A 26,382-nucleotide genomic window follows, 5' to 3' on the forward strand; every position below is an offset into this window, starting at 1 on the left:
CCATTGCTCCATGAGAAAATATATTTGTTCCATCCTTTGCCTTATGCTGGGTTCGGCGGGGCTGGTCTGCGCCCAGTCTCCGGATGCCGTGCCGCCCCAGGGCACCATTGAAATCCAGGTGCGCGGCATTCCCGCTGACGACGCTACCGCCATTTCCGGGCAGTATCTGTTGGACGGGAACGGGACGATACGCATGCCCCAGCTTCCTCCGGGGCAGGATGTGCTGCGCGTGGTAGGCAAAACGGCGCGCCAGATTGAAGATATGCTGATGGCCGCCTATAAGAAGGCGGAGTTGTACACGGCTCCTACGTTTCTGGTGAAGGTGCAGAGTTCTGATGCGCGGCTGACGGAACACATCGTTCTGGTCAGCGGCGGCGTGGCTATGAAAAAGAACGTTTTATGGCGGCGCGGCATGACGCTTCTGGAAGCGATTGTGGGCGCCGGCGATATCACGGACTGGGGTTCCCGGTACGTGCAGGTGACGCGCGGCGGAAAAACCGTGACGTATGATTACTTTTCCATCAAGGACAGGGCGATTCCCATCCAGCCCAATGACCGTATTTTCGTTCCCCAGCGCGGGATTTTTGAAGGGCGCCCGGCCAAACTTCTTCCCTGAGGCATTTTTTTTCATACCCGGCTTTCCGCAAGGAAGCCGGGTTTTTTTGTTGGGGCCGGTTGCCATGGCAGGGGGAATATAGGAAAAAACGCGGATAGGGAAACGGATGGGCTGGGGTGAAGGTGCTTATCGTCAGCGGTTAATGAAAGCAGGAGAGCTTTTCATGGCTCTTTTTCAGGCTTTTTGCCGGAAATGAACCGTTTTTGGGGAAGCCGCATGGCGGAATCAGGAGGAGAAAGAAGTTGTTCCCAGAAGATTTGCGGCATCGGAAAGGAACGCCTGAAAAAAGGATGGAGGCGAGATTTTTCTCCAGTTTCTTTTGTTCATAGGGAGGAAAGGCTTAAGAGCCTGAAAAAATTTAGGGGGATAAGTTTCCCGATTGGCGCGTAGGCCCTTTTCACATGATTGGCCGGTATGGTCTCCGGGCATATATTGCGGTGAAATGAGTTTAGCATGAATGTAAAAAACAGAAAAACAAAGAAAAATGTTGAACATTCTTAAACTCAATGCATTTTTGGAATCTCCAAAATATGTTAGAGTTTCGTGCGGAACGGCTGCATGAAGCTTCGTAATTCCAATATGAAAACCCGTTAGTCATGATATACCGTTTCAAGAAAACATTCATCGGCGTGGGAGGGCGTGAATATATCAGCAATCCTAAATTGAGCTTCCCTGAGCATGTCAAAATCCGCCGCCGCGGAACGAACCCCAGGTCCGGGCAGCCTTATACGGAGGCAGGCAGCGCCTTTGTGGAGACGTCCGCCGTCGCGGCCCGGCTCGGCTGCAGCGCGTCCGCCGCGCGCCAGTATCTGCACCGCCACGGCGTCCGTTTCCGGGTAGTCCGCAAGGGCACGGGTTCCCTGGCCCTGTACTGGCGGCGGCTGGATGTGGACCGGGTTCTTGCCGGCCGGGAGCCCGTGCGCCGCCGCGTTCCCCCGTGTTATATGGATATGGCCGGGGCCGTCAGCATGCTGGGAGTCGTCCGCAGCTATGTTTACAGGCTGGTGAAAAAAGGGTTGTTGCGTGAATACAGGTGCCGGATGAAAACAGCCCGCGGGCTGCGCGTGCGCTGCTTTTACCACCGGGAGGATCTGGAACACGTCAGGCTGCATGTGCTCCAGAAAAGATGACGGAAGCAGTTCCGGCGGATGCGTTTTTGGCTTGCGCGCGGGCCGGATTGTGTCACGTTAAGGGCATGATAGCTTTTCTGCGCGGCACGGTGGCGGAATCGTATCCCCAGCGGTTGATCCTGGATGTTCATGGGGTGGGGTATGAAGTGATTGTTCCCCTGTCCACGTTTGACAGGCTGAATCCCCTTCCCGGCAGGGAGCTGACGCTGAAGACCTACCTGCATGTCCGGGAGAACATGCAGGTGCTGTATGGTTTTGCCACGGATGCGGAGAGGGATATCTTCCTGCTGCTGATTGAGCGCGTTTCCGGAATAGGCCCGGCCACGGCGATTGCCATTTTGGGGTCCCTGTCCGTGGAGCAGTTCAAGCAGGCGGTTGTGGGCGGAGACGTTTCCGGCATTGCGCGGGCCAAGGGAGTGGGCAAGAAGACGGCGGAGCGCATCGTTCTGGAGCTGAAAGACAAGGTGGGCCTGGCCGCCACGTGGGAGGCCCAGGCCCAGGGCGCTACTTCCCAGGCCGCCGGGGACGCGGAATTGGCGTTGATTGCGCTCGGGTTCAAGCAGACGGAATCCCGCAAGGCGATTGCCGCCCACCTGAAGGAGCATCCGGATGCGGATGTGGACGCGCTGATACGCGCCGCCCTGCGCTCCATGAATTGAAGGAGCTTCCTGCATAAGGCGTGTGTGTTTGCAAGTTTTTGATTTTCATGGGGGAGCATGTTCGCCTGAAAGAGCGTTCCCTGTTTGCGGAAGCTCGGGAGCATACTGCCATGATGGGGGAACAATAGTGTTGACGGCTGGTTGAAACATTTCTAAACTTGCAGCGTCCATGGTACTTGAATAAGTCCGGGACTAGTAATTAATCAAATCTGAAGCCCTCAATCTTATGGCCAAATATGCTATTAACGGTTTTGGACGCATTGGTCGCAACGTACTGCGCGCCATGTCCAAGGAAGAACGCAACAAGGTTGTTGCCATCAATGACTTGACTCCTATCGAAACGATCGCCCACCTGCTTAAGTATGACTCCACGCAGGGCAAGTTTGACGGTGAAATTTCCATCGAGGGTGATTATCTGGTCGTTGACGGCCACAAGATCCTCATTACTGTGGAACGCGATCCCGCCAACCTTCCCTGGAAGGACCTGGGCGTAGACGTCGTTCTGGAATCCACCGGCCTGTTCACCAAGCGCGACGCCGCCAAGAAGCACCTTGACGCCGGCGCCAAGAAGGTTCTTATTTCCGCTCCCTCCCCGGATCCGGATCTGACTTTCGTTCTGGGCATCAACGACAGCGAATACGATCCCGCCAAGCACGACATCGTTTCCAACGCTTCCTGCACCACCAACTGCCTTGCTCCGATGGTGAAGGTGCTGGACGACAAGTTCGGCGTTGAAAAGGGCATGATGAGCACGATCCACTCCTACACGAACGACCAGCGCATTCTGGACCTTCCGCACAAGGATCCCCGCCGTGCCCGCGCCGCCGCGATCAACATCATCCCGACGACCACCGGCGCCGCCAAGGCCATCGGTGAAGTAATGCCGAACCTGAAGGGTTCCCTGAACGGCGCTTCCTTCCGCGTTCCGACTCCGACCGGTTCTCTGACTGACTTCGTGGCCGTGCTCAAGAAGGACGTGACCGTGGAAGAAGTGAACGCCGCCATGAAGGAAGCCGCTGAAGGCCCGCTGAAGGGTATTCTGGCTTACTCCGAGGAAGCCCTCGTTCTTCAGGACATCGTTTCCGATCCCCACTCCTGCATCTTTGACTCCGGCTTCACGTATGTGGTCGGCGGCAACCTGGTGAAGGTCTGCGGCTGGTACGACAACGAATGGGGTTACTCCAACCGCGCCGCCCAGGCCATGAAGAAGCTGGGCGACAGCCTGGGCTGCGGCTGCTCCTGCGGCAAGTAAGTCCCCTCGGACAACGCTTGCTCTTCAGTTGCACGACAAGTCTTGCCGTCCGCCTGTTTCAACTCTCCGGCTTTCCTGGCCGGGTTCGCCGGGCGGGCGGGGATTTATCCGGGAGGGCAGAAATGCCCTCCCTTTTTTATTCATTGAACCAAACAATATAAACCGATATGGCTAAACTTACTGTTCGCGACCTTGACGCCAAGGGAAAGGAAGTCCTCATGCGCGTGGATTTCAACGTCCCTCTCAAGGATGGGGAAATTACCAATGACGCCCGCATCGTGGCCGCTCTCCCCACCATCAAGTTCCTGTTGGACCAGGGCGCCCGCCTCGTCCTTACCTCTCATCTGGGCCGTCCCAAAAACGAACCCGATCCCGCTTTTTCCCTGAAGCCCGTTGCCGCCCGCCTTTCCGAATTGCTCGGCAAGGACGTGAAATTCGTCCCCGCCGCCATCGGACCGGAAGCGGAAGCCGCCCGCGCCGCCATGAAAGACGGCGATGTAGTCCTGCTGGAAAATGTCCGTTTTTATCCCGGTGAAAAGAAAAACGATCCGGAATTCGCCAAGTCCCTGCTGGGCAATGCCACGCTGTTCGTGAACGACGCGTTCGGCACAGCCCACCGCGCCCACGCTTCCACGGAAGGCGTGACGCATTTTGCGGAAAAGAGCGCCATGGGCTTCCTGATTGAACGTGAACTGGAATATCTGGAAGGCAAGCTGGAAAACCCGGAAAAGCCCTTTGTGGTGATTATGGGCGGCGCCAAGGTGTCCGACAAGATTGAAGTGCTCTCCAAACTGATGGAGAAGGCTGATACGTTCCTGATTGGCGGCGCCATGGCCAACACGTTTTTGGCTGCTGAAGGGTATGACCTGGGCGCTTCCAAGATTGAAGGGGACAAGCTGGACCTGGCCCGGGAAATTCTGGAGACGGCCAAGGCTAAGGGCGTGAAGTTCCTGCTTCCCGCAGACGTGCGCGTAGCCATGAAGTTTGAAGACGGCGCCGAAACCTTCTGCACGGCTCCCTTTGCTGAAGGCGGCAAGGTGCCGGAAGGCGGCATGGCCATCGACATCGGCGACAAAGCCATTGAAGAGTTCTCCGCCATCATCAAGGATGCCAGGACCGTTCTGTGGAACGGCCCGATGGGCGTGTTTGAAATGGACTGCTTCGCCAAGGGAACCAAGGAAGTCGCGGAAGCCCTGGCGGATTCCTCCGCCATTTCCATCGTAGGCGGCGGCGATTCCGTGACGGCGGCCAAGAAGTTCAAGGTGCAGGATAAGCTTTCCTTCTGTTCCACGGGCGGAGGCGCTTCCCTGGAACTGCTGGAAGGCAAGGTTCTTCCCGGTGTGGGAGCCCTGACCGACAAGTGCTGCTGCGGCAAGTAACCGTTTATGGCCGGGCGGATGGTTTTCCGCCCGGCGTTCAGAATGGTTTTTTCATTCCCCGCGCCCGTTTTCGGGCGCGGGGATTTTTGATTTGCCGGCTTTCATTGAAAAAGAGCCTGGAAATTCTGCGGGTCCGGCGTTTTGAAGAAGGGGGCATCCCCTCTCATGCCGTCTTTCCGTTCCGGAAAGGAAGACCGTCTTTTTTGAGCTTGCCCTTCATATGGTCCTTGCTAGGCTGAATATATATGAGACTGCTGCATTGTTTTCTGGCTGCCCTTTGGTGGTGTTCTCCCGCGCCGGCTGAGGACATTTCCGCTGCGGAGAAGGCGGAATATGGCGGGTATCCCGGACGGTACGTGCTTTTGGATTCTTCCTCACGGGACCGGCAGAGCCTGTCCACTCCCGTAGCTGTCTATGTCCATGACAATGGGGTGGAAGCAGCTCTTATTGGCGCTATTCATGTGGCGGAGCCGGAATATTATGACCGGCTGAACAAGTTGTTCGGCAGGTACGACGTGCTGCTTTTTGAAATGGTTGGCGGGGAGGGGCTCCGGCGGGAGGAGGAGTTGCGCCGCAGGATAGACCGCAGCAAGCCGCTGGGGGGACTGACGCTGGAAGAGGCGCGGGAATGGAACCGGATTGTGGAATGGAGGAAGAAAGGCGAGCAGGAAGAAAAATCTTTTCTGATGGGGCTGCTGGGGGGCGCCTACCAGGAATTGAGCGACATGCTGGGGCTTCAGACCCAGCGTCAGGGCATTGATTATTCCGCAGCTCATTTCGTCCATGCGGACATGACGATGGATGAATTCCGCAAGGCGCAGGCCAGGAAGGGTGAAAGCATCGCCGGCCTGATGCTTAAATCCGTTTTGTCCTCTCTGGTGGAGAAAACCGGGGCGAACCGGGCCGATGAATGGGGGCTGATGGCGGATTTCCTGGCCGGAAATAAAACGGGGCTGAAGAATAAGCTGATGGGCATGATGGCCAATGCTCCTCATGATTTGGAGGATACCGTGATTCTGGAAGGACGGAATGCCAAGTGCATGGAAGTGTTTGACTATTGGAGCGGCAAAGGGGTGCGCAGGATAGGCATTTTTTACGGAGCGGCACATCTTCCCGGTCTGCACGGCGCGCTTCTGGAACGCGGATACCGTCTCCGGGAGGTGCGCTGGCTTCCGGCGTGGAGCACTAAGGAAGAGCGCGCGGACGGGCAGAGCGGGGAAGCCTGATTTTTGTTCCGCCTTTACCGGTTTTTCCGGAGCGGACGGAGCAACGGCGGATAAACATGGTTTTCCGCCGCGCCGCGCCTTAAAAAAAGGGAGAAAAAGAGGGAGTTCCTTTTTCTCCCTGGGGCAGGATGTCCGCTTGCCGGGGAGGAGGAACTACTTTTCAGCAGGAGTCAGTCGGGCGATCCCTCCGCCTTTGATACGCATGGTAAAGGAAAGAGCATTTTCGGAAGCGGCTTTCCGGGTTTCTACGCTCCAACCGTCATTTTTTTCCGCCAGATCCCGGAGAATAGTGGCCCGGTACGCCGTGTTTTTGTCCAGGAAATCCAGAGGAATGGAAATGGTGCGCTCCCTGTCGTCTCCGTTCATCAGAGCGATATACCATTGGTTCCCTGATCGCCGGGCGAAGGCGGCGCATTTCCCGATGGCGGACGGCGGCAGGACGACGGTTTCATCCCATACGGAAGGGATGTTCCGGACAACTTCCCGTTCAGGAGAACCCTTCGGAAAAGCAGCTTCCATGTCCGCAGGGTTGGAGACCCAGTGGAGAATGGGGGATGTGTAAATGATGTTGGCCGCCATTTGGAGGGCCCAGGAAGAGCCGCGCAGCTTGGGGCCGTGGCCGAAGTAGCCTCCCGTGAAATCGGCGTGGCCGGAAACCAGGCGGGTGAAGGGCAGCGCGCAGTAATGCTGCCCGCCGATGGAGCTCCAGATGTTCTGTTCTCCGCCGTGAATGCCTTCCCGGCTCATTTCGTGCGGCCAGGAGCGTTCCTCCCCCGTAGGGGTGTTGGCCCCGTGGAAGTTGACCATAAGCTTGTTTTTCGCCAGGTTCTCCGCGACGGCGTCGTAGAAGGCCAGGCGCTTCTGGGAGGCGGAGTCCATGAAGTCTATCTTGAGCCCTTTGATGCCCGTTTTGGCGAGCGTGCTGAAAAAGCTGCGCATGTTTTCCCAGTTATTGGAAGGGTTGTTGACGTCTGACCACCGTACCCATACCCAAATGCCTACATTTTTACCGGCGGCGTAGCTGACCAGTCTGGTCAATTTATCCATGCTTTCTGACAGGGATGGCCCCCATTTTTTCCACCCTTCGTCAACGAGGTGGTATTCCCAGCCGAATTCGGCAGCCATATCGACAAAAGCGTATTGGTCGTTTTCCAGGACGTTCCCGCGGTCCCACCAGGTCCAGGTAGAGCGGCCCGGCCTGATCCAGGAGGCTTTGGAGCCTTCCGGAAAAAAGTTCCTGTCCGGTTCCGGAGCCAGGGAAGGGATGAGGTCATTCCGGACCAGGCCGTTAAGGTCGTCATTCACCAGGATGACGCGCCAGGGCATTTCCGCGGATGAAGGGGCGGAAAAGCCGCCAGGGTCCTGAAAATATACCGTACGGCACACGCCATCCTGAAGGGAGAATTTGATGCCGCTCCATTGTCTGTTGAAGTTGGCGGCTTCCTGGATGAGTGCAACTCCTCCATCCGGCAGTTCCACCGTAACCGGCATGGTGCGGATATAGCTGCGGGGATTACCGGGATCTTTTTTGAAATCCGTTATTCTGGAAGGAGTCCAGATCCCCTCGCAGGGACCCAGCGCGGCGGCTGCGTCCTGGGTCCACAGGACAGTTTTTTCCGGAAAGGCGAAGGCGGTTTTTTCTTCACTGATGTTCAACGAGGGCGCATTCTTTACGTCCTCCGTCCATTCATAGCGGAAGGCGACTCCGTTGTTGAAGATGCGGGCGCGCAGCCGGAGGGAGGAGTTGTTCCCGGAAACCACATATTCATTGAAACGGACGGAGGCGGAAGGGTATTTGCCGCGCGTTTCGAAGGTGTCGCAAACGTTGTTTTTCACTTTTTCCACGTTCCATTCCGTGACGCCTCCGGCAACGTCTTTCCCATTCACGACGATGCCCAGACTGGATGGTTCTAGAACCGTTTTGCCGCCTTTTTTCAGGGAATGAGCGGCCTGGCCACCCGCATGGAGCATCCAGGACAGCTGCCCGTCCGGAGATGGCAGAGTGGCGTGCGTTTCCGCCGCCTGTCCTGCGCCCGGCAGGAGGCATCCTGCCATACCGCTGATGATGAAGAGAGATTTTATAAGCATATTTTTACCGGAATACGTCCGTTGTTGTCCGGTTATTACAAAATTACATTTTTGAGGGGAGGCGTCCGAAAATTTTTCCTCCGGAAAGGCCGGGATGGTCCTCCTGCCGGGCTCCGGGCTGCTCTCCGGTCCGCTTCATGGAAGGCGGGAGCCGAATGGGGAGATGGAAGATAACGATATTTTATTTCCTGTTCAATATGTTATGGAGAAATAGCGGAAACAGTGGCAGTCAGAATAATAATCTTTACAAAGCTGCCGGGAAAAATAATAATGGCGCTACTGATAGGACGGTAGCGATGGGAAGTGACGGCTCAGACAGAGAACCCGGTTTTCACCATGCGGAAATTCCGGGCAAAGATGCCCGTCCGCATAGTGCTTCCGAACATGAATCCAAATTGACTCCTCCCGAGTCCTGGGATGAGTCTTCCGTTTATTCCAAGGAACTCCCGGACGGAGCGACGTTGGGGCATTATAAGATTTTGAAGGTGCTGGGAAGCGGCGGGTTCGGAATTACTTATCTGGTCCGCGATATGATGTTGAAGAGGAAAGTGGTTCTGAAAGAAAATTTCCCCTCCACCTATGCCTACAGGGATCCGTTTACGGGGCGCGTAGTTCCCAATAACGGAAATGACGCCGAGTCTTTCAAATGGACGCTTTCCAACTTTTTGAATGAGGCCCGCATTCTTGCGAGGCTGGATTCCCCCAGCATCGTCCGGGTGCTTTCCATCTTTGAGTGTAACGGAACGGCTTATTTCTCCATGGATTATATTCAGGGGCTTCCCCTGGATTATCTGGGAGAGCAACAGCTGCTGGACGGGAACTGTTACTCCGAACCCAAGTTGAAGGGACTGCTGGTGCACATCCTCCAGACTTTGGACTACCTGCATAAAAAGGGGATTTGCCACAGGGATATCAAGCCGGGGAATATCCTGCTTACGCAGGCAGGGAATCCCGTGCTCATTGACTTTGGCGCGTCACGCCATATAGAGAACAATTATACTCAGACTGTTCTGGCGACTCATGGGTTTTCTTCTCCGGAACAGGCTCTGGGCAGGAAAGATTTGGGGCCCTGGAGTGACCTTTATTCCCTGGGCGCCACGTTTTATTCCCTGCTGAAGGGCGTTGCGCCGCCCAGAGGGGAGGAACGGCTGGTCAACGACACCATGCAGCCGCTGGCCGCCTCCTCTGAGCTTTTCGCCAATTATTCGAGGAAGTTTCTGAAAACCATAGACAAGGCCCTCTCCCCCCAGGTAGAAGACCGTTATAAGTCCGCGGAAGCGTGGATTAAGGATCTGGGAGTTGATGGAGGCGCCATTTCAACTATTCAGTTTTCTCCTGAGGAGTTCAAGTCCGCCCGCAAGCGTTTTTTCAATCTGTTTGCCTTATCCTCTTCCCGCTTCATGTCGAAAGGGCAGGAAAAATGGGAGACGGGCTGGAAGAGGATATTTGGAGGTTTTCTTGTTATCGGCCTTCTTGGCGCGGCTCTGGGCTACTTTGTTTATGACTGGGGAAAGAAGTCGGATGAGGGAGATTTTACCAGCATCATGTCCACGGCCATTCCCCAGATTATTTCAGAGTCAAGGGATGTGTCATTTCTGAGATCCATGGATCATTTTGACGTCAGGCTGGACAGTCCGTCTTTATCGCGTCACGCCCTTCCATCCGTGCTGCCCGACCGCTTTTCCCTCGTATGCGTTCATTTGAGGGCGCTTCAGGAAGACAAGATGTGCCCGCCCCTGTATCTGACCATACGTGATGAGGACGGGAAACTGGTTTCCCGGTCGTTTAACGGCTTTTCCTTCACCTTGATTGAAAGCCCGACGCTTACCGGCTTCCGCTTTGTGGATCTTCCGGCGCTGGAGGTGGATGTCCCTTACAGGTTCAGTTTTGAGACCAAGGATAATGTTCCCCATCCGCTGAAGATTGTTTCTTCCCAGGTTTCGACTTTGGAAAGCGGGAAAGCCCTGAAGCCCCATTTCAGATTCATTTGCACGGCGTATAATCCTGAGGTGAAAGCTTCGCTGGACAGTCCGGAGAACAGAAAGATCCGGGAAATGCTTCTCGCTTCCCGGAAAAGGAACCGCACGGAAATCGATTCCATCGTGCTGACGGAACAGGAGAAGATCCAGTTGAAGAAATTCGCCAAGGCCGGATATCCTGCCGCCCAGTATAAAATGGCCCGCCTTATTTTTGAACGGGATGGAAAATACGGTCAGGAAGGGGGCGTCTGGCTTTACAAGGCGGCCATGGGCGGCTTTATTGTGGCTCAGCGGGATCTGGCGTTTCTTCTTATAGGCGGGAAGGAGTTTTTCCCGGATCTGCTTCAGTGCCCGGTCAGCCTGTCCCAGAATTATTCCCAGGCGGTGGATTTGCTTTTGATGTCTTTTATGGCGCAGGAGCCTTCCGTCCTGTATATGCTGGGCATTTTGTATTCCCAGGGATGGGGAGTGGATTACTCCGCGGATATGGTCAGGAGGGTGTCCAAGCTGCTGGCGGGTTCCGGTTACGATTTGTCGCGCCTCACTTTGTCGGCTCCCATTTTAGCCCATTGGGAGCTTCTGGGACAGCAGGAGAGAGCTTATACGCGGATGCGCTGCACCGTTCCCGGCAGGAAGATAAATCAATTTTCAGGGGTGCGTCTGGTTCGGACTTCCAAGGAGGGAGGAAGCTGCCTGATTGACAAGGTGATCCTTTTGAGGGACGGGCAGGAAGTGATGTCCCGTTCTTTCTATAAGGATCTTATCTGGGAATCTCCTGTTCTGGAGGTGCCCATGAACATGGAAGATTACGCGAAGGATGTGGATGATTCCGAGTGGTCGATCGAAGTGATCATGGCTCCGGCCAATACGTCCGGCATCATGGAAATGATGAAAAAGAAGGAGCTTTCCGGCGAGAAAGAGCCGCAGGGCTGACGGAAAGGCCGCGGCGGGCTGCCGGTTGTACCGGTTCATATGCAAGTTTCATGTTCCCGCCGGAAGCGTGGCCCTGGCATGGCAAAGGCGGGAGCCGGTGTTACGGGGGGATGATGTTTCCCTTGGACAGGTCCGGCCCGGGGATGGCCGCAGCGGCGTTAAATGTTCTTCAGCATGTCCAGCGTTTCCCGGAGTTTGTCCGCGGGCGCGGCGCTTGCCAGCCGCGGGAATTTGTTGGACGGCAGGATGAAATCCCCGTTCCTGGTGAGCATCAGGCGCTGTCCGCTGATTTCCACCATGGAGATGTTGGCCCGGGATGCCAGGATTTTGATTTTGTGGGAATCCAGCAGGTGGCGCACCGTTTCCGGCGCGGGGCCGAAGCGGTCTTCCCAGGCGCGGAGCAGATTGTCCGCTTCCTTAAGGGTACGGACGGCGGCCAGATCCTTGTAGGCGGAGATGCGCAGGGACGCGTCGCTGATGTATTCCCTGGGAAGGAAGGCTCCCAGAAAGTCTTTGCGGGATTTGGCAGCGAACTGCGTTTCGCTGTTGACGATGAAGTCCGTCCTTAGAGCCGCATCCGGACGGGGGGCCGTGTGTTTGCCCTGCATCTGGGCGATGGATTGCTGGAGGAGCTGGCAATACAGGTCAAAGCCTATGGCGGCGATGTGGCCGCTCTGCTGGGTTCCCAGCAGGTTGCCCGCACCGCGTATTTCCAGGTCCCTCATGGCAATTTTGAAGCCGGAACCCAGTTCCGTGTACTGTTTGATGGCGGAGACGCGTTTGCGGGCGTCTCCCGTGGTGGCGGCGGATCTGGGGAGCATGAGGTAGGCGTAGGCCCGGTGGCCCGCACGGCCCACGCGGCCGCGGAGCTGGTAAAGGTCCGCCAGGCCGAAGCGGTCCGCGCGGTCGATGATGATGGTGTTGGCGTTCGGGATGTCAATGCCGGATTCGATGATGGTGGTGGCCAGCAGGATGTCCGCTTTCCCCTGCACGAAGGTGCGCATGACCTGTTCCAGTTCTTCTTTAGGCATCTGGCCGTGGCCGATGACGATGCGGGCCTTGGGTACCAGGGCCTGGATGCGGTCCCGGAACAGTTCGATGGTTTTCACGCGGTTGTGCAGCAGGAAAATCTGCCCCCCGCGTTCCAGCTCGCGTTCCATGGCCTTTTTCATGATGCGTTCGTCGTAAGGGCACACGCTTGTCTGGACGGGCTGCCGGTTGACGGGCGGCGTCTCAATGGAGCTCATGTCCCGTGCTCCCATCAGGGCAATGTACAGGGTGCGGGGAATGGGCGTGGCGGACAGCGTCAGCACGTCGATCCCCTTGAATCGTTCCTTGAATTTTTCCTTGTGCCTGACGCCGAAGCGCTGTTCCTCGTCAATGATGACCAGGCCCAGATTTTTCATGGACACGTCATCGGAAATGAGCCGGTGCGTGCCTATGACGATATCCACGGCTCCCGTTTTGAGCCCTTCCAGCGTGGAGCGGATGTCCGCCGCGCTGCTGAAGCGGCTGAGCATTTCAATACGCACGGGGTATTCGCTCATGCGTTCCTTGAACGTGCGGAAATGCTGTTCCGCCAGTACGGTGGTGGGAACCAGAACGGCTGTCTGGCGGCCTCCCGTTACGCATTTGAAGGCGGCGCGGATGGCCACTTCCGTTTTGCCGAAGCCCACGTCCCCGCAGATCAGGCGGTCCATGGGGCGGGCGGATTCCATGTCCGCTTTCGTCTGGGCGATGGCACGGAGCTGGTCCTGGGTTTCCCGGAAGGGGAAGGAGCTTTCAAATTCCCACATCCATTTGCTGTCCGGGGGGTGGCTGTAGCCTTTTCCGGTCTGGCGTTCCGCCTGAACGTTAAGGAGCTGGGCGGCGTAATCCGCCACGGAGCGTTCAGCGGATTTTTTGGCGCGCTGCCATTTGGAGTCCCCCAGTTTGTTGAGTTCCGGCGTTTTGCTTCCCAGGCCAATGTATCGTGAAACCAGGTGCGCCTGGCTGAGGGGGACGTGCAGGATCGTGTTGTCCCGGTAGAGGATGTTCATTTCCTCGTCTCCGGAGTCAGGGGAGGCGGAAATGTTGATGAATTTGCCGATGCCGTAGTTGGTATGCACCACCAGATCCCCGGGATTGATGTCTTTCAGGGACGCCTGCGCGCGCGCCTTGCGCGCCTTGTCTTCCCGGCTGGCGCGGCGGCGGGCCGTGGCGGACTGGTACCTGCCGAACAGTTCCGAGGAGGAAAGAACGGCCGTCTTCGCTTCCGGGATGCTGAACCCTGCCGGGAGTTCCCCGCGCAGGGGGGTGATGGACAGCAGGGCGGGTATTCCGGCGCAGATGTCCCGGAAACGTTCTTCCTCCCCTTCATTGGGGAAGAACATGCTGACATTCCATTTCCGGTCCAGCCATTCGCGGATTTGGCGTTCCGCCAGTTCCCTGCGCATTTCCTGCATCACGAAGTCCCCCGCCTCAAAGCTGCCCAGGGGATTGTCGTGGATGGCCAGGGAGAAGTCTTCTTCCCCCGCCGCCTGTTCCGGTGGAGCGGTGAGGATGCACACGTTCCCCCGTTCCTTGCAGAAGGGGGCCGTAATGACCAGGTCTCCCGGCTTGATCCAGTCCCGCAGGGTCCCCGCGCCCGCGGCCTCCGCCAGGATGAGGTTGACGTGCTCCGCCTTGCGGAAGGAAATCTGGGAATCCACATCAAATTCCCGGATGGATTCAATTTCGTCGTCAAAAAATTCCAGGCGCACGGGGTGGGAGGACTGGAGAGGAAAAACATCCAGAATGCCGCCGCGGCGGGACCATTGCCCGCGGGAAATGACCTGTGGAACACCTTCAAACCCCGCTTCCCCAAACTGCCGTATCAAGTCCTCCGGAGCGTGCGTTTCCCCTGTTTTCAGGGTTATTCCCTGATTTTGCATGCTGTCGGGAGACGGAACTTCATCATTCAGGCTGTTTTCCGTCAAAACGATGGTTTGCCCGCCCGCGTGGCCGGAAGAGATGCGGTGAAGGATGTTGAGACGTTCCGCCGCGAGTTCCGGGTCGCCCATTTCCTCTCCCAGGGCCGTTTCTTTTTCCGGAATGAAAAGGAGATGAGGCACCCCCCAGGTTTCCAGTTGGGCCGCAAGAGCTTCCTGCGCCCGCAAATGGGGCGCGACCACCCAGGCCCGGGCAGTGTCCGGAAGGGTTCTGATGCACAGGGCCGCTACAAACGGCGCTCCGGGCAGGGAGGTATGGTCGAAAACCGCCTGTTCCTCCGTGCCCAGCTTCGCCAGTTCCCGGTGAAAGGGAGCGGTACGGGCCACCCTGTCCATCAGGTCGGATATGGAAGCTTTTTCTGCCATGCGTGTCTGTGAATCCCTGTTAAGGGAAGTGTGCCGCCTTTCCCTCCCGTGTCAACGGTTTTTCAGGGCACAAACTGTCCTTCGTTTCCCGTCGGGGGGGACTGTTTCCACGGCACGCGCGGCACGGTTCAGGAAGAGGAACGGAAGCGGATTTTAACGCCCGCTTTACGCCATTTCTGTTCAATTTCTCTGGCCAGTTCTTCATAGCTCCGTCCGTCAAGGAGGAGCTTTTGAGCTTCCTTTTCACTGGTTCCTGACTGGATGGCTTTCATGTAATTCTTGATGCGCCGGGCATCGCCCTTGCCGTCCATGTGGTAAAAATAGTAGGCCATCAGGGCGGCCAATCCGTAGTTCAGGTTGGGGTTTTCTTCCGTGAACCGGGAATAGGGCATGTTCATGTAAGCTTCCAGGCCGGGAGCCTCAATGTCATTTCCCAGGGCCCGTCCCCCCGTGTTTTTTTTGCCGTATTCCGTCACGCGGGAGACAATGTGGGAACGGTTGGCCCCGAAGTTGAAGCGGCCTCCGGCATAGGGAGTCATGCCCATGTATTCCGCAGAGCCTTCGCAAAACCAGCTGGCTTGCTTGGCCTGCGAAGACATGAGCTGGTGCGTCAGTTCATGGATGAGGGTGGAGGCGTCCTTGTCACGGTCAATGACGTAGGTGCTTCCCATGGTTTTGACTCCCAGGGAATCGAACGGGACCAGAATTCTTCCGCGGTCTCCGGGGCGCGTCGTTCCCAGGAAGATGCCCGCCGTGCCTTCGCGTCCGCCGTTTTCCAGATAGGTGCTGAACTTTTCGTACAGGTAGGCGGGGAATTTGGCGGAATCGTCATGGGCAGGGGAGTTCCCTATGGGAAGGGTTTTGTTGGCCAGGTGGGTGGCCTCAAAGAGAAGGCCCAGGCGCTTGATCATGCCGGTTCCCAGCCTGGCGTCGCAGATGAAGCGGAAATGGGGTGTTTCATAAATATATTCTCCCGGTTCCTCCTTGACGGTTTCCACCTTGAAATTATCCGGGCATTTGATGGTCCTGGGCCACGGCAGGTGGTAATTGTCCGCCGTATTGGAGGGGAGCGCCCCGCCTTTTTCCTGTTCCGCGATGAAATCCCTGTCTTCCCGGGAAAGCAGGGAGAGGGGAATGGAGACGGTTTGGCCTCCGGAACGTTTCAGCACGGCTTTCTGGCCATCCATCCTGATGAATTCCGCTTCCAGTTTTTTTCCCTGGAGGCTGGTCCAGGTACGCCCCTGTGCAAGGGGGGTGAGGAACAGGGCGGCCAGGGTTCCCGCCGCCAGGCAGAGGCGCGCGGACTTTTTCATCAGAGGGAAGACGGGAGGCATGAGCATAGTTGCGGTTAATGTTTGGGACGCGGCAGCATCAGGAGCAGCAGCCCGCAGAACAGCATCAGGCATCCTGCCGCTGCCAGGGTGGTGGTCAGCGGAACGCCCTGGTCCTTGAACCATCCCCCAAAGAAGGAGATGAGGGCGCCCACGCCGGCGGATGTCAGGTTGAGGAGGCCATAGCCGGTTGCGGAATAACGCTCGTCAATATGGGAGCGTAGCACGGGCATGAGGGTGGCGTCCAGCGATCCCTGCGCCAGCCCCTGCGTGGCGACCAGGCCCAGCATGAGCACGAGGGGGACGGTGATGTCCCAGCCGAAGATGCCAGGCAGCAGAGCCAGAACCACCAATGGGCCGGATATGGTGAAGGTGATGCCCGGAACCAGGGCGCGGGCGCGGGCGTTTCTCTTGTACCACATGTCCGCCAGGATGGCGCCTCCCAGCACGGCGACGTATTTGGCCACGGAACTCCACAGCGTGGCGGCGGGGCCCGCCTCCGCGGAGGAGAGCTGGTATTTATCCTGAAGCAGGGTGGGATACCAAGTGAGAAGGAACCAGTTCCCGGCGCCGGCAAAGGCCACTACGGCCAGCAGCATCCACATGGGGCGTCCGCTCAGCAGGCTGGAAAGGACGGCCCCGGTGGAAAGCTTGGAAGCGGGTTCCTTGATGACCTGTTCGTCATTGTCCACATTGAGCAGAACCGTTTTTTCCTCCGGTTCGGACGGTTTTTTTGCCAGGGCCGTATCCGCCGGGGCTTTGGACGGGTCTTTCAGGAACAGGATGAGGATGACGGCGTACGCCACGCCGATGAGGCCGAACAGGGCGAACGTCATGCGCCATCCCGTCCATGAAGCCATGGTGGCGCCGAAGCCGGCCACGGCCATGCCTACATAGATGCCGCTCATGTGCAGGCCTGTCGCGATGGAGCGCGTGCTGCCGCGGTGGTAGTCCGTAATCAGGGCCAGGGCGGCGGGGATGTAGAACGCCTCGCTGATGCCCATGGCGCCTCGCGCAATGAGCAGGGAAGTGTAGTCTTCCGCATGGCCGGTCCACCATGTGACTACGGACCAGACGACGAGAGAGCAGAGGATCATCAGCCGGCGGCTGTAGCGGTCCGCCAGAAAGCCGCCCACGGGGCTGAGCAGGGCGTAAATCAGCAGGAAAACGGAGGTGACCATGCCGAACTGGGCTTCCGTCTGCGGAATGTCCCGGACGATGGGTTCATGCAGGGCGGAAAGGAGCTGGCGGTCAAAATAGTTCAGCATGACCACAAACCACAGGACAATGACGGCTACCCAGGCCCACAGGCCCGGCCTGGTGTTCGGGTCCGTGACGGCGGCAACGTTTTTAACGCCGTTGCGCACGGCGGAGACGATGATGAGCGCCAGGACGATGATGGTCAGAATAAGCACGGCGTAATCAACCGTGCTCATTTCAAAGTGGTAACCTGCGTCGGCGGAGGCGTTTGCCGGGGTCCGGACGCCCGGAGCCGTTTCCCCGCTGATGGTCATGATTTCAGAACCCCTGACGATGGCGGGAGCCGTGGCGATGCCCACGGGCCATTCCCCCTGGCGCGTCCATGTGTTTCCGATGACGTCATAAACCAGAATGTCCCGGGACTGCGCCACGGGCGTGGCCGGGTCCGGCGCATTGCCGCGCTTGTCTCCGCCGATCAGGAGAATGGAATTTTCACGCACCGGGGCGGGACCTGCGGCGGCGGCTACGGGCATTCCCGGCCCGGCAGGCTGCTGCCTGCCGGCGGAGCCCCATCTGGAAGGATCTTTGTCCGTCATGTCGTAGCCGATCATGTCGGAAAGGTACGTCCTGGAGGTTTCTCCGGCGTTATCCCTGGACAGGGAACATCCGCCGATGATGAACAGGGTGCTGTCGCAGACGGCGGCAGTGGAGAGAATGCGGCCCGCTCCAGGGAAAGGAGGCAGGGAAACCCATTTCATTTTATCCGTATCCGGCGTGGTATCCAGCATGTAGATAGTGTTGAGGGCGGTTTCCGGCTGGTCCCGGTCTCTGCCGCCGATGACGAACAGTTTGTTCCCGTGGGCGGCGCATGCGGCTTCCGTCACGGGGACGGGAAGGGGAGGAAGCTTTTCCACGGAGCCGTCCGTTTTGATCAGCAGGGCGTCTTTCAGGATGCCCTGCTCATTATGGCCGCCGGCTACCGCCAGCCCCTTTCCTACGCTGGCAAAAGCGGCGTAACCCAGCGGGACGGGCAATGTCCCCGTCTTGCTCCACTGGCCGTTGCGGAGTTTGAAAATGTCCCGGTAGTAGGTTTTGGGGCCGCGTTCCTCCGGAGTTGAGGCTCCCGGCACGGCATGGGGGAAGTTGGAGCCCCCTGCGGCAATGACGGACTGGGCGCCGTCGTTTTCCGTAACGGTTCCGGCTACCATGCCGGCGCGGCCTGCCGGGTCCGGAAGGTCGGGAACAGTTCCGGACGTCCGGACGTCCACGGAAAAGGAGGCGTCAGCGGCCGGGACCGCGATGAGAAGCAGGGCTGCCAGAGCGGAGCCGCAAGCCTTGGAAATTTGGGTTAGGGAACGTGTCATGTGCATATGTTGAGAGGTTTGTAGTTGGATTCCGGGAAAAATCAGGGGAGGGTGACGCTCCACACTTCAGGAGAGCGCCTTCCGGGTTTGAGTTCTCCGTTCACGACCGCAAAACGGCCCTGCCACGCGCAGCACGGAAGGACTGCCCTGGGCGCGGCGATGGAACCTGCGTCGTGCCATGTCATGTCTGCCGTGTCCAGGCACAGAGATTGGTTGTTGAAGCCGGGATTAGTTTGCGGAGTGTATTTTTTCCCGGAGCCGTCATCCCCCCCAAGCAGGTAAATGACGCCGTTCCTGGAAACCGGGGCCGGAGTAGGGGCTGCGGCAATGGCGTAAGGCATGTCCGGCAGGCGCGTCCATCCGTGTTCCGGGGTATAGCTCCATGCTTCCTTCAGCAATTCCCGGACCTGTTTGCCGTCCTGCTCCCTCAGGCCGATGCCGCCGAGCACGTACAGGGTTCCATCTGTTGCGGCCATTTGATGCAGGAAGCGGCCGCGGCCCGGCAGCGGGTCCTGTTCCAGCCATCCCTGTTCCGGCCGGCGTGTGTCCAGCATGAAGACCCGGTTGGTGCAGTCCTGCTCACCGGGACGTTCACATCCCCCAGTAAGATAGACTTTCCCGTCCAGCACGGCAGCCGCCGTATATGCCAGGGCGATGGGGAGGGAGGGAAAAGGGCGCGTGGTGACAGTGCCGTCCGCGGCGTTCAGCAGGTAAACGTCTTTCCGGTGTCCTTCCCTGTCGCAGCCGCCGATGCACAGCAGGCCTTCCCTGACGCTGGCGGAGGCTCCGTAGGCATAGGGCACGGGCAGTGTTCCGGCCTCTTTCCATGCGTTTTCCTTCGGAGAGAGCGTAAAGACGCGGTCCGTCCATGTTTTGGGGCCCCCTTCAAGCATGGGCTTTTCCGGGAAGTTGGTTCCTCCTGCACAAATCATTATTTCTCCGCAGGTTCCTGCGTACATGCCGGCGAAGCCTTCCGGATCGGGAAGGGAGGGTAAAGGTGTCCAGGATGAAGAATAGCGGCTCATAACGCGTGTAAATGATTACGCCGTATAATAGCAAAAACCGGCGGCTGCGCCAGTATTAACCTCTGGTCCTATTTTTTTGAATAAATTCCTTTCCTCGCGCCTCTTACCAACGTAGAAGAGGTTAATCATATGAAAACCGGGACCCGTTTTTTGATTTTATGTCTCCTGGCGCCTGCCGCCCTGGCGGAAAATATGTCTCTGCGGTCCGGCAGGGTGCTGGAAGACGCCGTGGTGGTGTCTTCCGGAGATGATTTTGTCAATATCCAGTATACGGACGGGGTAGCCAAGGTTTCCTATAAGGATCTGACGGATGCCCAGCAAAGGGATTACAAGATGACGCCGGATGAGGTGAGGGCCAGACTGGAGCAGCGAAGGATGGAGGAAGCGGCGCGCAGAAAGAAAGCGGAAGAAGCCAGGAAGGCGGCCGATGAAGAAGCCAGGAAAATCCGGGAATCCCTGTCTGAGGCGGAGCGGCATCCCCGCTATCTGGAAGGGGCGGATATTTCCCGCATGTTTTTGCTGATGGGGGAACTTACCAGGGTGGAGGCGGAGGTTATGGCTCTGCAGTGGAATGCCCTGGAAGCGGATCGTGTGGGTTTGCCGGAAGACGCCCGCGTTTTCCGCGCAAGGGCGGCCTCCTATCAGGAGCAGATAAACGCCATCCGTAAAAGAAGGGAAACCGCGGAACAGTATTGGCAGGATTTGGAAAAGAAATACTTGGCCCTGAAAGACGGCACCCAGAAGAAGATTGCGGATTTGAACAGGCAGGTTTCCCAGTTGCAGGGGGAAGTGAGGGAAGTGGCCAGCCAGCCGAGAACGGAACGCATCATTGTCCCGCCGATTATCAGGACGTGGAATTATCCGCCGCCGCCCGTTATTATCCGGCCCCAGCCGCTTCCTCCGCGTCCCGTGCCTCCGCCTCATCCGAGGCCTTTGCCCATAAAGCCGAGTTTGTACAGAGGTTAAAGAGGCTCCAGAGCATTGCCTTTTCTCCCCATGGGCCTGTGCCGTTTACAGGAAAAAGGCTGCCGGGGCATTCCTTTGCCGTTGAGGGGAAACATCAGATTCCGGGCAGGGGGAACAGTTCCATGCGGCCTTCCCGGAAGGAGGCCAGATTCCTGAACCCTGCCTGCCGGGCCAGTTCCCCGGCCCGCTTGAAATCCTGCCCTACATCCTCCGGCCTGTGGGCGTCCGAGCTGATGGTCAGGGGAATCCCCGCTTCCGCCGCCATTTTCAGGAATTGCCCGTCCGGATATTGTTCGCCGCACTTGTTGTGCCAACCGGCCGTATTAAGTTCCAGACATGCTCCGGATTCCCGCATGGTTTCCAGCGCCGGTTCATAATAACGGCGCAGGTCGCCGGAGGGGCGGAAGCCGAATTTTTTGATCAGGTCCGCGTGTCCCATGATGTGGAACATTCCGGAGGCGGCCATATTCCGGAAGCGCTCCCAATATTGTTCCCACGCGTCCTCCACATCCGTCCGGCGCCAGAAATCCATCCTGTAGGGATTGTCGAATTCCTCCTTTTCCCCCAGGTAATGGACGGAACCGATCAGGTAATCCCATGCGTGCAGGCCCTGCAGGCGCTCTATCCATGGTTCAATGCCGGGAAACCAGTCGCATTCCAGAGCGGAACGGACTGTCAGTCCGTGCGGCGCGGCGCATTCGCGGGCTTCCGTGATCCAGTCCAGGTAGGCCGGCATGTCCGCCTGCTTCATGCGCCAGTCGTCAAAAGGTTCCCCGGGCATCGGGGCATGGTCTGAAATGCCGTATTCCCGGAGCCCGGCACGGACGGCTGCCTGCACATATTCCTGCGGAGTGCCGGAGGCGTGCAGGCACAGGGGGGTATGGGTATGGTAATCGCAGTACATGAAGGGGAATGCCCATGCTAGCATGGCGCGGCGGACGGTTCAACCCGGAGGGATGTCTTTGTTCATTATTTGCCGTCGTTGACTTTATGAGTTGATTTTATGGACAGGATTTTTTAGAGTCGCGTTAAATAGGACACGTGACGTATGAGTGACTGGCAAGGCTTTTCCCCGCTGAATGATTTTACAGGGCCGCTCCTGGATAACCTGAAGCGCCACCCCAAGCGCATTGTTTTTCCGGAAGGGGAGGATGTCCGCGTGCTGCGCGTGTCCCAGCGCTTTGTGGAGGAGCAGGCTGGAGCGCCCATCCTGCTGGGAAGGAAGGAAGTCATCACGAGAATGGCGGAAATGAACGGAATTTCCCTGAAATTCGTCCGTGTCATTGAACCGCAAAAAAGCTCGGATATTCAGATGTTCTGCGACCGCTATGAACGGGCGGAACAGATGTTCGGCAACGGGTTGCCCATAAACACCCGTGAAATTGTTTCCGAACCGGTTCATTTTGCCGCCATGATGGTGCTTTACGGCCAGGCGGACGCCATTGTGGCCGGGAACATGAAAAGGGTGGCTTCCGTTTTCCGCGCGGTGAACAAGTACCGGCAGGATCCCGTTCCCACCAAGCCCCTGTTTGCCATTTCCATCGTGCTTGTGCCCGAATTTTCCAAAAAATTCGGCGGCCGCGGCGTCTATTTTCTGGCGGATACCGGGGTTAATCCTGAACCCACGGTGGAAAATATGGCCTATTTTGCCGTGGAGACGGCCAAGATGGCCCGCCACATGCTGGGTAAAAGCGTTCGCGTCGCCATGTTGAGTGCGTCCACTTCAGGTTCCGTTCCGGAACTGGCCGCGGACCGTACCAGGGCCGCGGCGGCGCTGGCGAAGAGCATGGTGCAGAAGGATTGCCTGAGCAATGAAATCTCCGTAGAGGGAGAAATCCAGATTGACGCCGCTCTGTCGTCGGATTCCTACAGCGTGCGCGTGCACCGCAATTCCATGCTTCAGCCGAGTGAGGTGTGGGTCTTCCCGACTCTGGATGCTGCGGATATCTCCAAAAAACTGTTGTGCATGATGCCGTCCGTATACAACTACGGCCTTATTCTGGGCGGTCTGCTCTTTCCGATTGCGCAGCTGCCGCGGCTGACGGATGAAGACAGGATGTTCGGCACTGCGCTGGTGGTAGGGAATGAAGCCATTAAATTCCACCTGCTGTATCCGCAGGGGGTTGCTCCGCTTTATTGACCGGGGGAGGCGCGTCCATGACCAGCAGGCGCTTTTCCCTGCGCACGGCCAGTTTCCCGCCGGGCAGGGAAGTCCGGGAAGGGCCGTCTGTATTCAAGATATTGATTACCCGGAGTACGGCGTCTTCCGTCAGGTTCGGAATATGCTGCCGGCGCAGGTAATCATGCACGGCGCATTGTTTCAGCTCCGCAGGAAGCAGGTTGATCTTCGGCAGGAACAGGCGCCCCTGGGGATCTGTCAGGTTCATGGAGTCCAGCGCCTGGGAAAGCGCCGTGCGGATTTGATTTTCCAGACGGCAGGCGCGTGAAAAGGGAAGGCTGGTGTCCCTCTGGAACAGCGCATTCAATTTGGGAATGATTTCATGGCGCAGAACATTCCTGGTATATTCGGCAGACTGGTTGCTGGAGTCCTCCTTCCATGGAATATGGAGATGCTCCAGATAGGCGGTGATATCCTCCCGGGAAAAATCCAGCATGGGGCGTACGACGGTCAATCCGTTGGCCCAGGTGGAGACGGGGGACATGCCGTGAATGCCGGAGGCGCCGCGGCAGAGGTGAAGAAGAGCCGTTTCCTGCTGGTCGTTCCGGTGGTGGGCCAGGGCCACGAACGCCCCCGGATGGCCGGCGGCCCATTTCAGAAACGAGGCCTGCCTGGCTTCCCTGGCCGCTTCTTCAATGGAAATTCCACGGGTATGGGCCATATCGCGGACATGGACGCGTTCCCGGACACAGGGAATACCCAGGGAGGCCGCGTAACGGAGCACAAACGTTTCCTCTTCCTCCGCTTCCGGACGCAGCTGGTGGTTTACATGGCATGCAACCAGGTTGCAGCCCGGCATGCCGGACAGCAGGGAAAGCAGAGCCATGGAGTCCCTTCCCCCGCTGATTCCGGCAAGGACGGGGCGGCCGGAGCGGAGAAGTTCCGCGGACTGGCTGTCAAAATGGTCCGGTGTCAATATCATGCTGCTGCAAGTGAAGCTGGAAAAAGAGAAAAAGAAAAGCCTGCAAATAAAAACCCCGTTTTCCGGAAAGGAAACGGGGTTGAAAAATTGCTGAAGGCAGTTCTTACTTGTTGAGCTTGGGCTTGCCTCCGCTGCGGCGGACGGTGCCGAAACGCTTCTGGAATTTGTCGATGCGGCCTTCCGTGTCCACAAACTGGTTCTTGCCGGTGAAGAACGGGTGGGAATCAGAGGTGATACCGCAGGAAACCACGAAATGTTCAACCCCGTCAATAACTTCCGTCTTGGGGGAACGAACGGTGGAACGGGTGATGAAGCGGCGGCCGGTGGTGATGTCAACGAAAACGACCGGATTATACTGGGGATGAATATCTTTCTTCATGGTGGTGTATTGCGTTTCCGACGCAAGGGGAACGCAAGTATAAATATGTTTTATTGCATGTCAAGCATCCCCGCGTAAAAATAAGGAAGTTTGCACATGACGGTTCGGGAGCTTGCGGAAGGAACGGTTGTGGAGATGATGGGACGGAAAATGGAGCAGGTGTTGAAGAGGCCCCCCTGGTGGGCGTGGTTTTCCCTGATGGGATTGGAAATCCCTTCTGCCGCCATTGCCTGGGCTTTTGCCGTCAGCCAGTCCCATCTGGTGGCGGTTTCCTCCCCCTGGCTGTATCAGTTCCTGTTTGTGGCTGTCTGGTGCGTCAACATGCTGGACCGGGTGCTGAAAATATTCCGGAGCGGTTCCGCCGTGCACACGGATGAATGCCTGCTCTTTGCCAAAAAGCACTGTTTCGTGATCTCCCTGCTCATTATGGTGGCGGCCGTGACGGGGCTTTGGATTATGTTTTTCCAGTTGGGCGTGGTCATTTTCCAATTTGCCTTTCTGCCTGGCGTTTGCAGTCTGCTCTTTCTCTATTTTTCTTCCAACCCTCATCAGAAAGGGATCTTGTCTTCCGGATTCGTCATGGGGGCGTTTTTCGCCGCCGTTTCCTTTGCCACGGGAGCCGGAATACCGGCCTACTTTTACGGGACGGTAGGGGGCGGCTGGGGAGGCCAGCTGTCCGAACCCACCTGGTATCTGGTGGCGCTGGTCATGCTCTGCATGTTCAGCCGCAAACGGTGGAGTGAAGAAGAGGAAGAAGATGGGCAGGATTCCGCCGACCGTGACATGGTATCCCTGGTATGGATGGGGGTGACAGTCATTTACGTCGTATTCTGCCTGGCCGCCGCCGCCAGGGAATACACCGGAGACGCGTGGATTTATTATGGGCTGGCGATGGCGGGGGCATTCATGTTTGTGCTGGACAGGATGAAGAGGAATATGCCTCCCCTTCTCCTGTACACGCTGTCCTGGGCGGCGCTGATTTTTGCATTGCTGTTGAGCGGTATTCTGGCGCAGGCTTCCTCCTGATTGACCGGGCGGATTCCCGCTATGGGGAGGGCAAAATACAGGGAAGTTGAAAAAATAATATTTTGTGGTTGCAATATTGGGAAGAGGATGATAGATTCTGCCCCGCAAGCGCGTTCTGCGTGCAAGCAAGTGGCTCGGTAGCTCAGTCGGTAGAGCAGGGGATTGAAAATCCCCGTGTCGGCGGTTCGATCCCGTCCCGAGCCACCATTTTTTCTCCCATTTCTTAAAACCCCCTTTTTATACGGGAAGTAGCTCAGCCTGGTGGAGCGCCTGCTTTGGGAGCAGGATGTCGCAGGTTCGAATCCTGTCTTCCCGACCATTTTAAAGCCTGTAAATCGAATGGTTTGCGGGTTTTTGTCTTTAGTGTAACTTCCTGTTGGTTGTCCGTATGGTTATCTGTAAAATGGATTATTCCTGTACGAAGGCATCCGCACCTGTGATTATTTAAAGCGCCGGAAATCTTCTGTATCCGAATCACTGCGGAGAGAAAGACAATGAATCATTCTTTTCAAACCTGCTGCGTACTGGCGGAAGACTTGATGGTTGGGAGCAGCGTGCCGGATTCTTTCCCTGACGGCGGGGATATGAATAAGATTGATCAGTATGTCGGGCTGAGAGACGGTATAAAAAACGCCGCAGGGGAGAGGTGCGGCGGAGTGGAAAAAGTGATGGATGATAGAAGAAGTTTTATTTCTTTTTTAATATATAATGTTCGGCCAGGATGCCCTGATTGATTGTCCCTTCCTTGTCTGACAGCATTACTTTACTGCCGTCAAGTATTTTATAGTAAGATTTTTCATTGGAAGAGGACTGGGTCAATTCAATCAGGCTGCCGTTGATGAAAGCATAAGAGCCTTTTGATTTGAAAATGGCGTTTTTTTCTCCTATGTATTCGCTTCTCAATACATAAGTCTTGTTGTTGTTTAATGTCAGCGTTGTTTTGATCCCTTCACAATCGGCGGCAGGAAGAATTCCTTCATAAGTGCCGTAAGGATTAAAATTTTCCGCTTGTTCCGCTGTTTTTGTTCCTCCGTTTTCAATTGGAGAATGATGATTTTGAGGAGAATTACAGCCGGTTACGATCACTAGACATGCGGCCCATAAAAGAATCATTTTCATGGCAGGTATCTTTCTTTTGGATGAATGTTTTTCCTGATTCAACAGGGGAGAAGCTGGAAACAAGCAGTTTTGTGTCTGCCATTTCCCGCCTTACTATCATATAGGGCAAGGTGATGGAGAGGGGCAAGATTTTTTCTTTTCATGGACCCCGCGAGTATGATGAATGCCGGATGATTTTTTTCTGTTGGCGCGGATGACGCTTTTGGCGGCGGCGGTTTGTTTTGCCTCATCTCTTGGCTGTGCGGCAGCGTGTTTCCGGAACAGCAAGGCTGCC

Annotated in this window: 19 protein-coding genes and 2 tRNA genes; 12 read left to right on the forward strand and 9 right to left on the reverse strand. The window is 57.1% G+C overall.

Annotated features, from left to right (window positions below):
- Positions 1-10: 10 nt before the first annotated feature.
- From O4G22_RS07190 to O4G22_RS07215, 6 genes are all read left to right on the forward strand, one after another.
- Positions 11-616 carry a polysaccharide biosynthesis/export family protein gene (locus O4G22_RS07190; protein WP_094135364.1) on the forward strand — a complete coding sequence of 202 codons (606 nt, stop codon included), beginning with the start codon at positions 11-13 and terminating at the stop codon, positions 614-616.
- 596 nt (positions 617-1,212) lie between these two features.
- Positions 1,213-1,746 (forward strand): hypothetical protein, encoded by a 534-nt coding sequence (locus tag O4G22_RS07195; protein WP_094135362.1) that lies wholly within the window; start codon positions 1,213-1,215, stop codon positions 1,744-1,746.
- A 65-nt stretch (positions 1,747-1,811) separates the two neighbouring features.
- Positions 1,812-2,405, forward strand: coding sequence for a Holliday junction branch migration protein RuvA (gene ruvA / locus O4G22_RS07200; protein ID WP_094135403.1), 594 nt, complete (start codon positions 1,812-1,814; stop codon positions 2,403-2,405).
- Between the two features lie 226 nt (positions 2,406-2,631).
- The gene (gap, locus tag O4G22_RS07205; RefSeq protein ID WP_012420455.1) at positions 2,632-3,657 is read left to right on the forward strand and encodes a type I glyceraldehyde-3-phosphate dehydrogenase; all 1,026 of its coding nucleotides are present in this window, start codon (positions 2,632-2,634) and stop codon (positions 3,655-3,657) included.
- 167 nt (positions 3,658-3,824) lie between these two features.
- Positions 3,825-5,036, forward strand: coding sequence for a phosphoglycerate kinase (locus O4G22_RS07210; protein WP_094135361.1), 1,212 nt, complete (start codon positions 3,825-3,827; stop codon positions 5,034-5,036).
- Between the two features lie 245 nt (positions 5,037-5,281).
- Positions 5,282-6,262: a hypothetical protein gene (locus O4G22_RS07215; protein ID WP_306701402.1), complete on the forward strand. Its 981-nt coding sequence runs from the start codon at positions 5,282-5,284 to the stop codon at positions 6,260-6,262.
- 153 nt (positions 6,263-6,415) lie between these two features.
- On the opposite strand, the gene O4G22_RS07220 is transcribed toward O4G22_RS07215, so the two are convergent.
- Complete coding sequence (locus O4G22_RS07220) at positions 6,416-8,350, reverse strand: glycoside hydrolase family 97 protein (protein ID WP_306701403.1); 1,935 nt, start codon at positions 8,348-8,350, stop codon at positions 6,416-6,418.
- 395 nt (positions 8,351-8,745) lie between these two features.
- On the opposite strand from O4G22_RS07220, the gene O4G22_RS07225 reads away from it, so the two are divergent.
- Positions 8,746-11,262: a protein kinase domain-containing protein gene (locus O4G22_RS07225; protein WP_306701404.1), complete on the forward strand. Its 2,517-nt coding sequence runs from the start codon at positions 8,746-8,748 to the stop codon at positions 11,260-11,262.
- 158 nt (positions 11,263-11,420) lie between these two features.
- Here O4G22_RS07225 and mfd read toward each other — a convergent pair whose 3' ends face one another.
- The 4 genes from mfd to O4G22_RS07245 all read right to left on the reverse strand — a co-directional run bounded on the left by mfd (position 11,421) and on the right by O4G22_RS07245 (position 19,517).
- Entirely contained in the window at positions 11,421-14,597 is a 3,177-nt protein-coding gene (mfd, locus tag O4G22_RS07230; protein WP_306701405.1) for a transcription-repair coupling factor, read from the reverse strand.
- 128 nt (positions 14,598-14,725) lie between these two features.
- Positions 14,726-15,937 (reverse strand): SHD1 domain-containing protein, encoded by a 1,212-nt coding sequence (locus O4G22_RS07235; protein WP_306701406.1) that lies wholly within the window; start codon positions 15,935-15,937, stop codon positions 14,726-14,728.
- Positions 15,938-15,945: 8 nt separating this feature from the next.
- Entirely contained in the window at positions 15,946-18,492 is a 2,547-nt protein-coding gene (locus O4G22_RS07240; RefSeq protein ID WP_306701407.1) for an MFS transporter, read from the reverse strand.
- A 41-nt stretch (positions 18,493-18,533) separates the two neighbouring features.
- The gene (locus tag O4G22_RS07245) at positions 18,534-19,517 is read right to left on the reverse strand and encodes a Kelch repeat-containing protein (protein ID WP_306713836.1); all 984 of its coding nucleotides are present in this window, start codon (positions 19,515-19,517) and stop codon (positions 18,534-18,536) included.
- A gap of 129 nt (positions 19,518-19,646) precedes the next feature.
- On the opposite strand from O4G22_RS07245, the gene O4G22_RS07250 reads away from it, so the two are divergent.
- The gene (locus O4G22_RS07250) at positions 19,647-20,483 is read left to right on the forward strand and encodes a hypothetical protein (protein ID WP_297407418.1); all 837 of its coding nucleotides are present in this window, start codon (positions 19,647-19,649) and stop codon (positions 20,481-20,483) included.
- A 94-nt stretch (positions 20,484-20,577) separates the two neighbouring features.
- Here O4G22_RS07250 and O4G22_RS07255 read toward each other — a convergent pair whose 3' ends face one another.
- A complete protein-coding gene (locus O4G22_RS07255) occupies positions 20,578-21,411 on the reverse strand; it encodes a histidinol-phosphatase (protein ID WP_306701410.1) in 834 nt (277 codons plus the stop codon).
- A gap of 120 nt (positions 21,412-21,531) precedes the next feature.
- Between O4G22_RS07255 and O4G22_RS07260 the strand changes: the two genes are divergently transcribed.
- Entirely contained in the window at positions 21,532-22,623 is a 1,092-nt protein-coding gene (locus O4G22_RS07260; RefSeq protein WP_306701411.1) for a phosphate acyltransferase, read from the forward strand.
- On the opposite strand, the gene tilS is transcribed toward O4G22_RS07260, so the two are convergent.
- Both tilS and O4G22_RS07270 read right to left on the reverse strand, forming a co-directional pair.
- On the reverse strand, positions 22,577-23,584 hold the full coding sequence (tilS, locus tag O4G22_RS07265; RefSeq protein ID WP_306701412.1) for a tRNA lysidine(34) synthetase TilS: 1,008 nt from the start codon (positions 23,582-23,584) through the stop codon (positions 22,577-22,579). The two genes, O4G22_RS07260 and tilS, sit on opposite strands and share 47 nt — an antisense overlap.
- 103 nt (positions 23,585-23,687) lie before the next feature.
- Entirely contained in the window at positions 23,688-23,963 is a 276-nt protein-coding gene (locus O4G22_RS07270) for a type B 50S ribosomal protein L31 (RefSeq protein ID WP_035196558.1), read from the reverse strand.
- Positions 23,964-24,059: 96 nt separating this feature from the next.
- Here O4G22_RS07270 and O4G22_RS07275 point away from each other — a divergent pair, with 96 nt between their 5' ends.
- The 3 genes from O4G22_RS07275 (at position 24,060) to O4G22_RS07285 (ending at position 25,308) form a co-directional block, all read left to right on the forward strand.
- Complete coding sequence (locus O4G22_RS07275; protein WP_306713838.1) at positions 24,060-24,989, forward strand: hypothetical protein; 930 nt, start codon at positions 24,060-24,062, stop codon at positions 24,987-24,989.
- Positions 24,990-25,120: 131 nt separating this feature from the next.
- Positions 25,121-25,196, forward strand: a tRNA-Phe gene (locus O4G22_RS07280).
- Positions 25,197-25,231: 35 nt separating this feature from the next.
- Positions 25,232-25,308, forward strand: a tRNA-Pro gene (locus O4G22_RS07285).
- A 368-nt stretch (positions 25,309-25,676) separates the two neighbouring features.
- On the opposite strand, the gene O4G22_RS07290 is transcribed toward O4G22_RS07285, so the two are convergent.
- Complete coding sequence (locus tag O4G22_RS07290; protein WP_295977882.1) at positions 25,677-26,108, reverse strand: copper resistance protein NlpE; 432 nt, start codon at positions 26,106-26,108, stop codon at positions 25,677-25,679.
- Positions 26,109-26,382 lie beyond the last annotated feature (274 nt).

This window comes from Akkermansia muciniphila (assembly GCF_030848305.1).
GTDB lineage: Bacteria > Verrucomicrobiota > Verrucomicrobiia > Verrucomicrobiales > Akkermansiaceae > Akkermansia > Akkermansia muciniphila_A.

Coding starts and splice junctions, on each gene's coding strand:
- O4G22_RS07195 (WP_094135362.1), top strand. CDS start 1,213: ATGATATACCGTTTCAAGAAAACATTCATCGGCGTGGGAGGGCGTGAA.
- ruvA (WP_094135403.1), top strand. CDS start 1,812: ATGATAGCTTTTCTGCGCGGCACGGTGGCGGAATCGTATCCCCAGCGG.
- gap (WP_012420455.1), top strand. CDS start 2,632: ATGGCCAAATATGCTATTAACGGTTTTGGACGCATTGGTCGCAACGTA.
- O4G22_RS07215 (WP_306701402.1), top strand. CDS start 5,282: ATGAGACTGCTGCATTGTTTTCTGGCTGCCCTTTGGTGGTGTTCTCCC.
- O4G22_RS07270 (WP_035196558.1), bottom strand. CDS start 23,963: ATGAAGAAAGATATTCATCCCCAGTATAATCCGGTCGTTTTCGTTGAC.
- O4G22_RS07220 (WP_306701403.1), bottom strand. CDS start 8,350: ATGCTTATAAAATCTCTCTTCATCATCAGCGGTATGGCAGGATGCCTC.
- O4G22_RS07250 (WP_297407418.1), top strand. CDS start 19,647: ATGAAAACCGGGACCCGTTTTTTGATTTTATGTCTCCTGGCGCCTGCC.
- O4G22_RS07255 (WP_306701410.1), bottom strand. CDS start 21,411: ATGCTAGCATGGGCATTCCCCTTCATGTACTGCGATTACCATACCCAT.
- O4G22_RS07235 (WP_306701406.1), bottom strand. CDS start 15,937: ATGCTCATGCCTCCCGTCTTCCCTCTGATGAAAAAGTCCGCGCGCCTC.
- O4G22_RS07210 (WP_094135361.1), top strand. CDS start 3,825: ATGGCTAAACTTACTGTTCGCGACCTTGACGCCAAGGGAAAGGAAGTC.
- O4G22_RS07190 (WP_094135364.1), top strand. CDS start 11: ATGAGAAAATATATTTGTTCCATCCTTTGCCTTATGCTGGGTTCGGCG.
- O4G22_RS07260 (WP_306701411.1), top strand. CDS start 21,532: ATGAGTGACTGGCAAGGCTTTTCCCCGCTGAATGATTTTACAGGGCCG.
- O4G22_RS07240 (WP_306701407.1), bottom strand. CDS start 18,492: ATGACACGTTCCCTAACCCAAATTTCCAAGGCTTGCGGCTCCGCTCTG.
- tilS (WP_306701412.1), bottom strand. CDS start 23,584: ATGATATTGACACCGGACCATTTTGACAGCCAGTCCGCGGAACTTCTC.
- O4G22_RS07245 (WP_306713836.1), bottom strand. CDS start 19,517: ATGAGCCGCTATTCTTCATCCTGGACACCTTTACCCTCCCTTCCCGAT.
- mfd (WP_306701405.1), bottom strand. CDS start 14,597: ATGGCAGAAAAAGCTTCCATATCCGACCTGATGGACAGGGTGGCCCGT.
- O4G22_RS07275 (WP_306713838.1), top strand. CDS start 24,060: ATGACGGTTCGGGAGCTTGCGGAAGGAACGGTTGTGGAGATGATGGGA.
- O4G22_RS07290 (WP_295977882.1), bottom strand. CDS start 26,108: ATGAAAATGATTCTTTTATGGGCCGCATGTCTAGTGATCGTAACCGGC.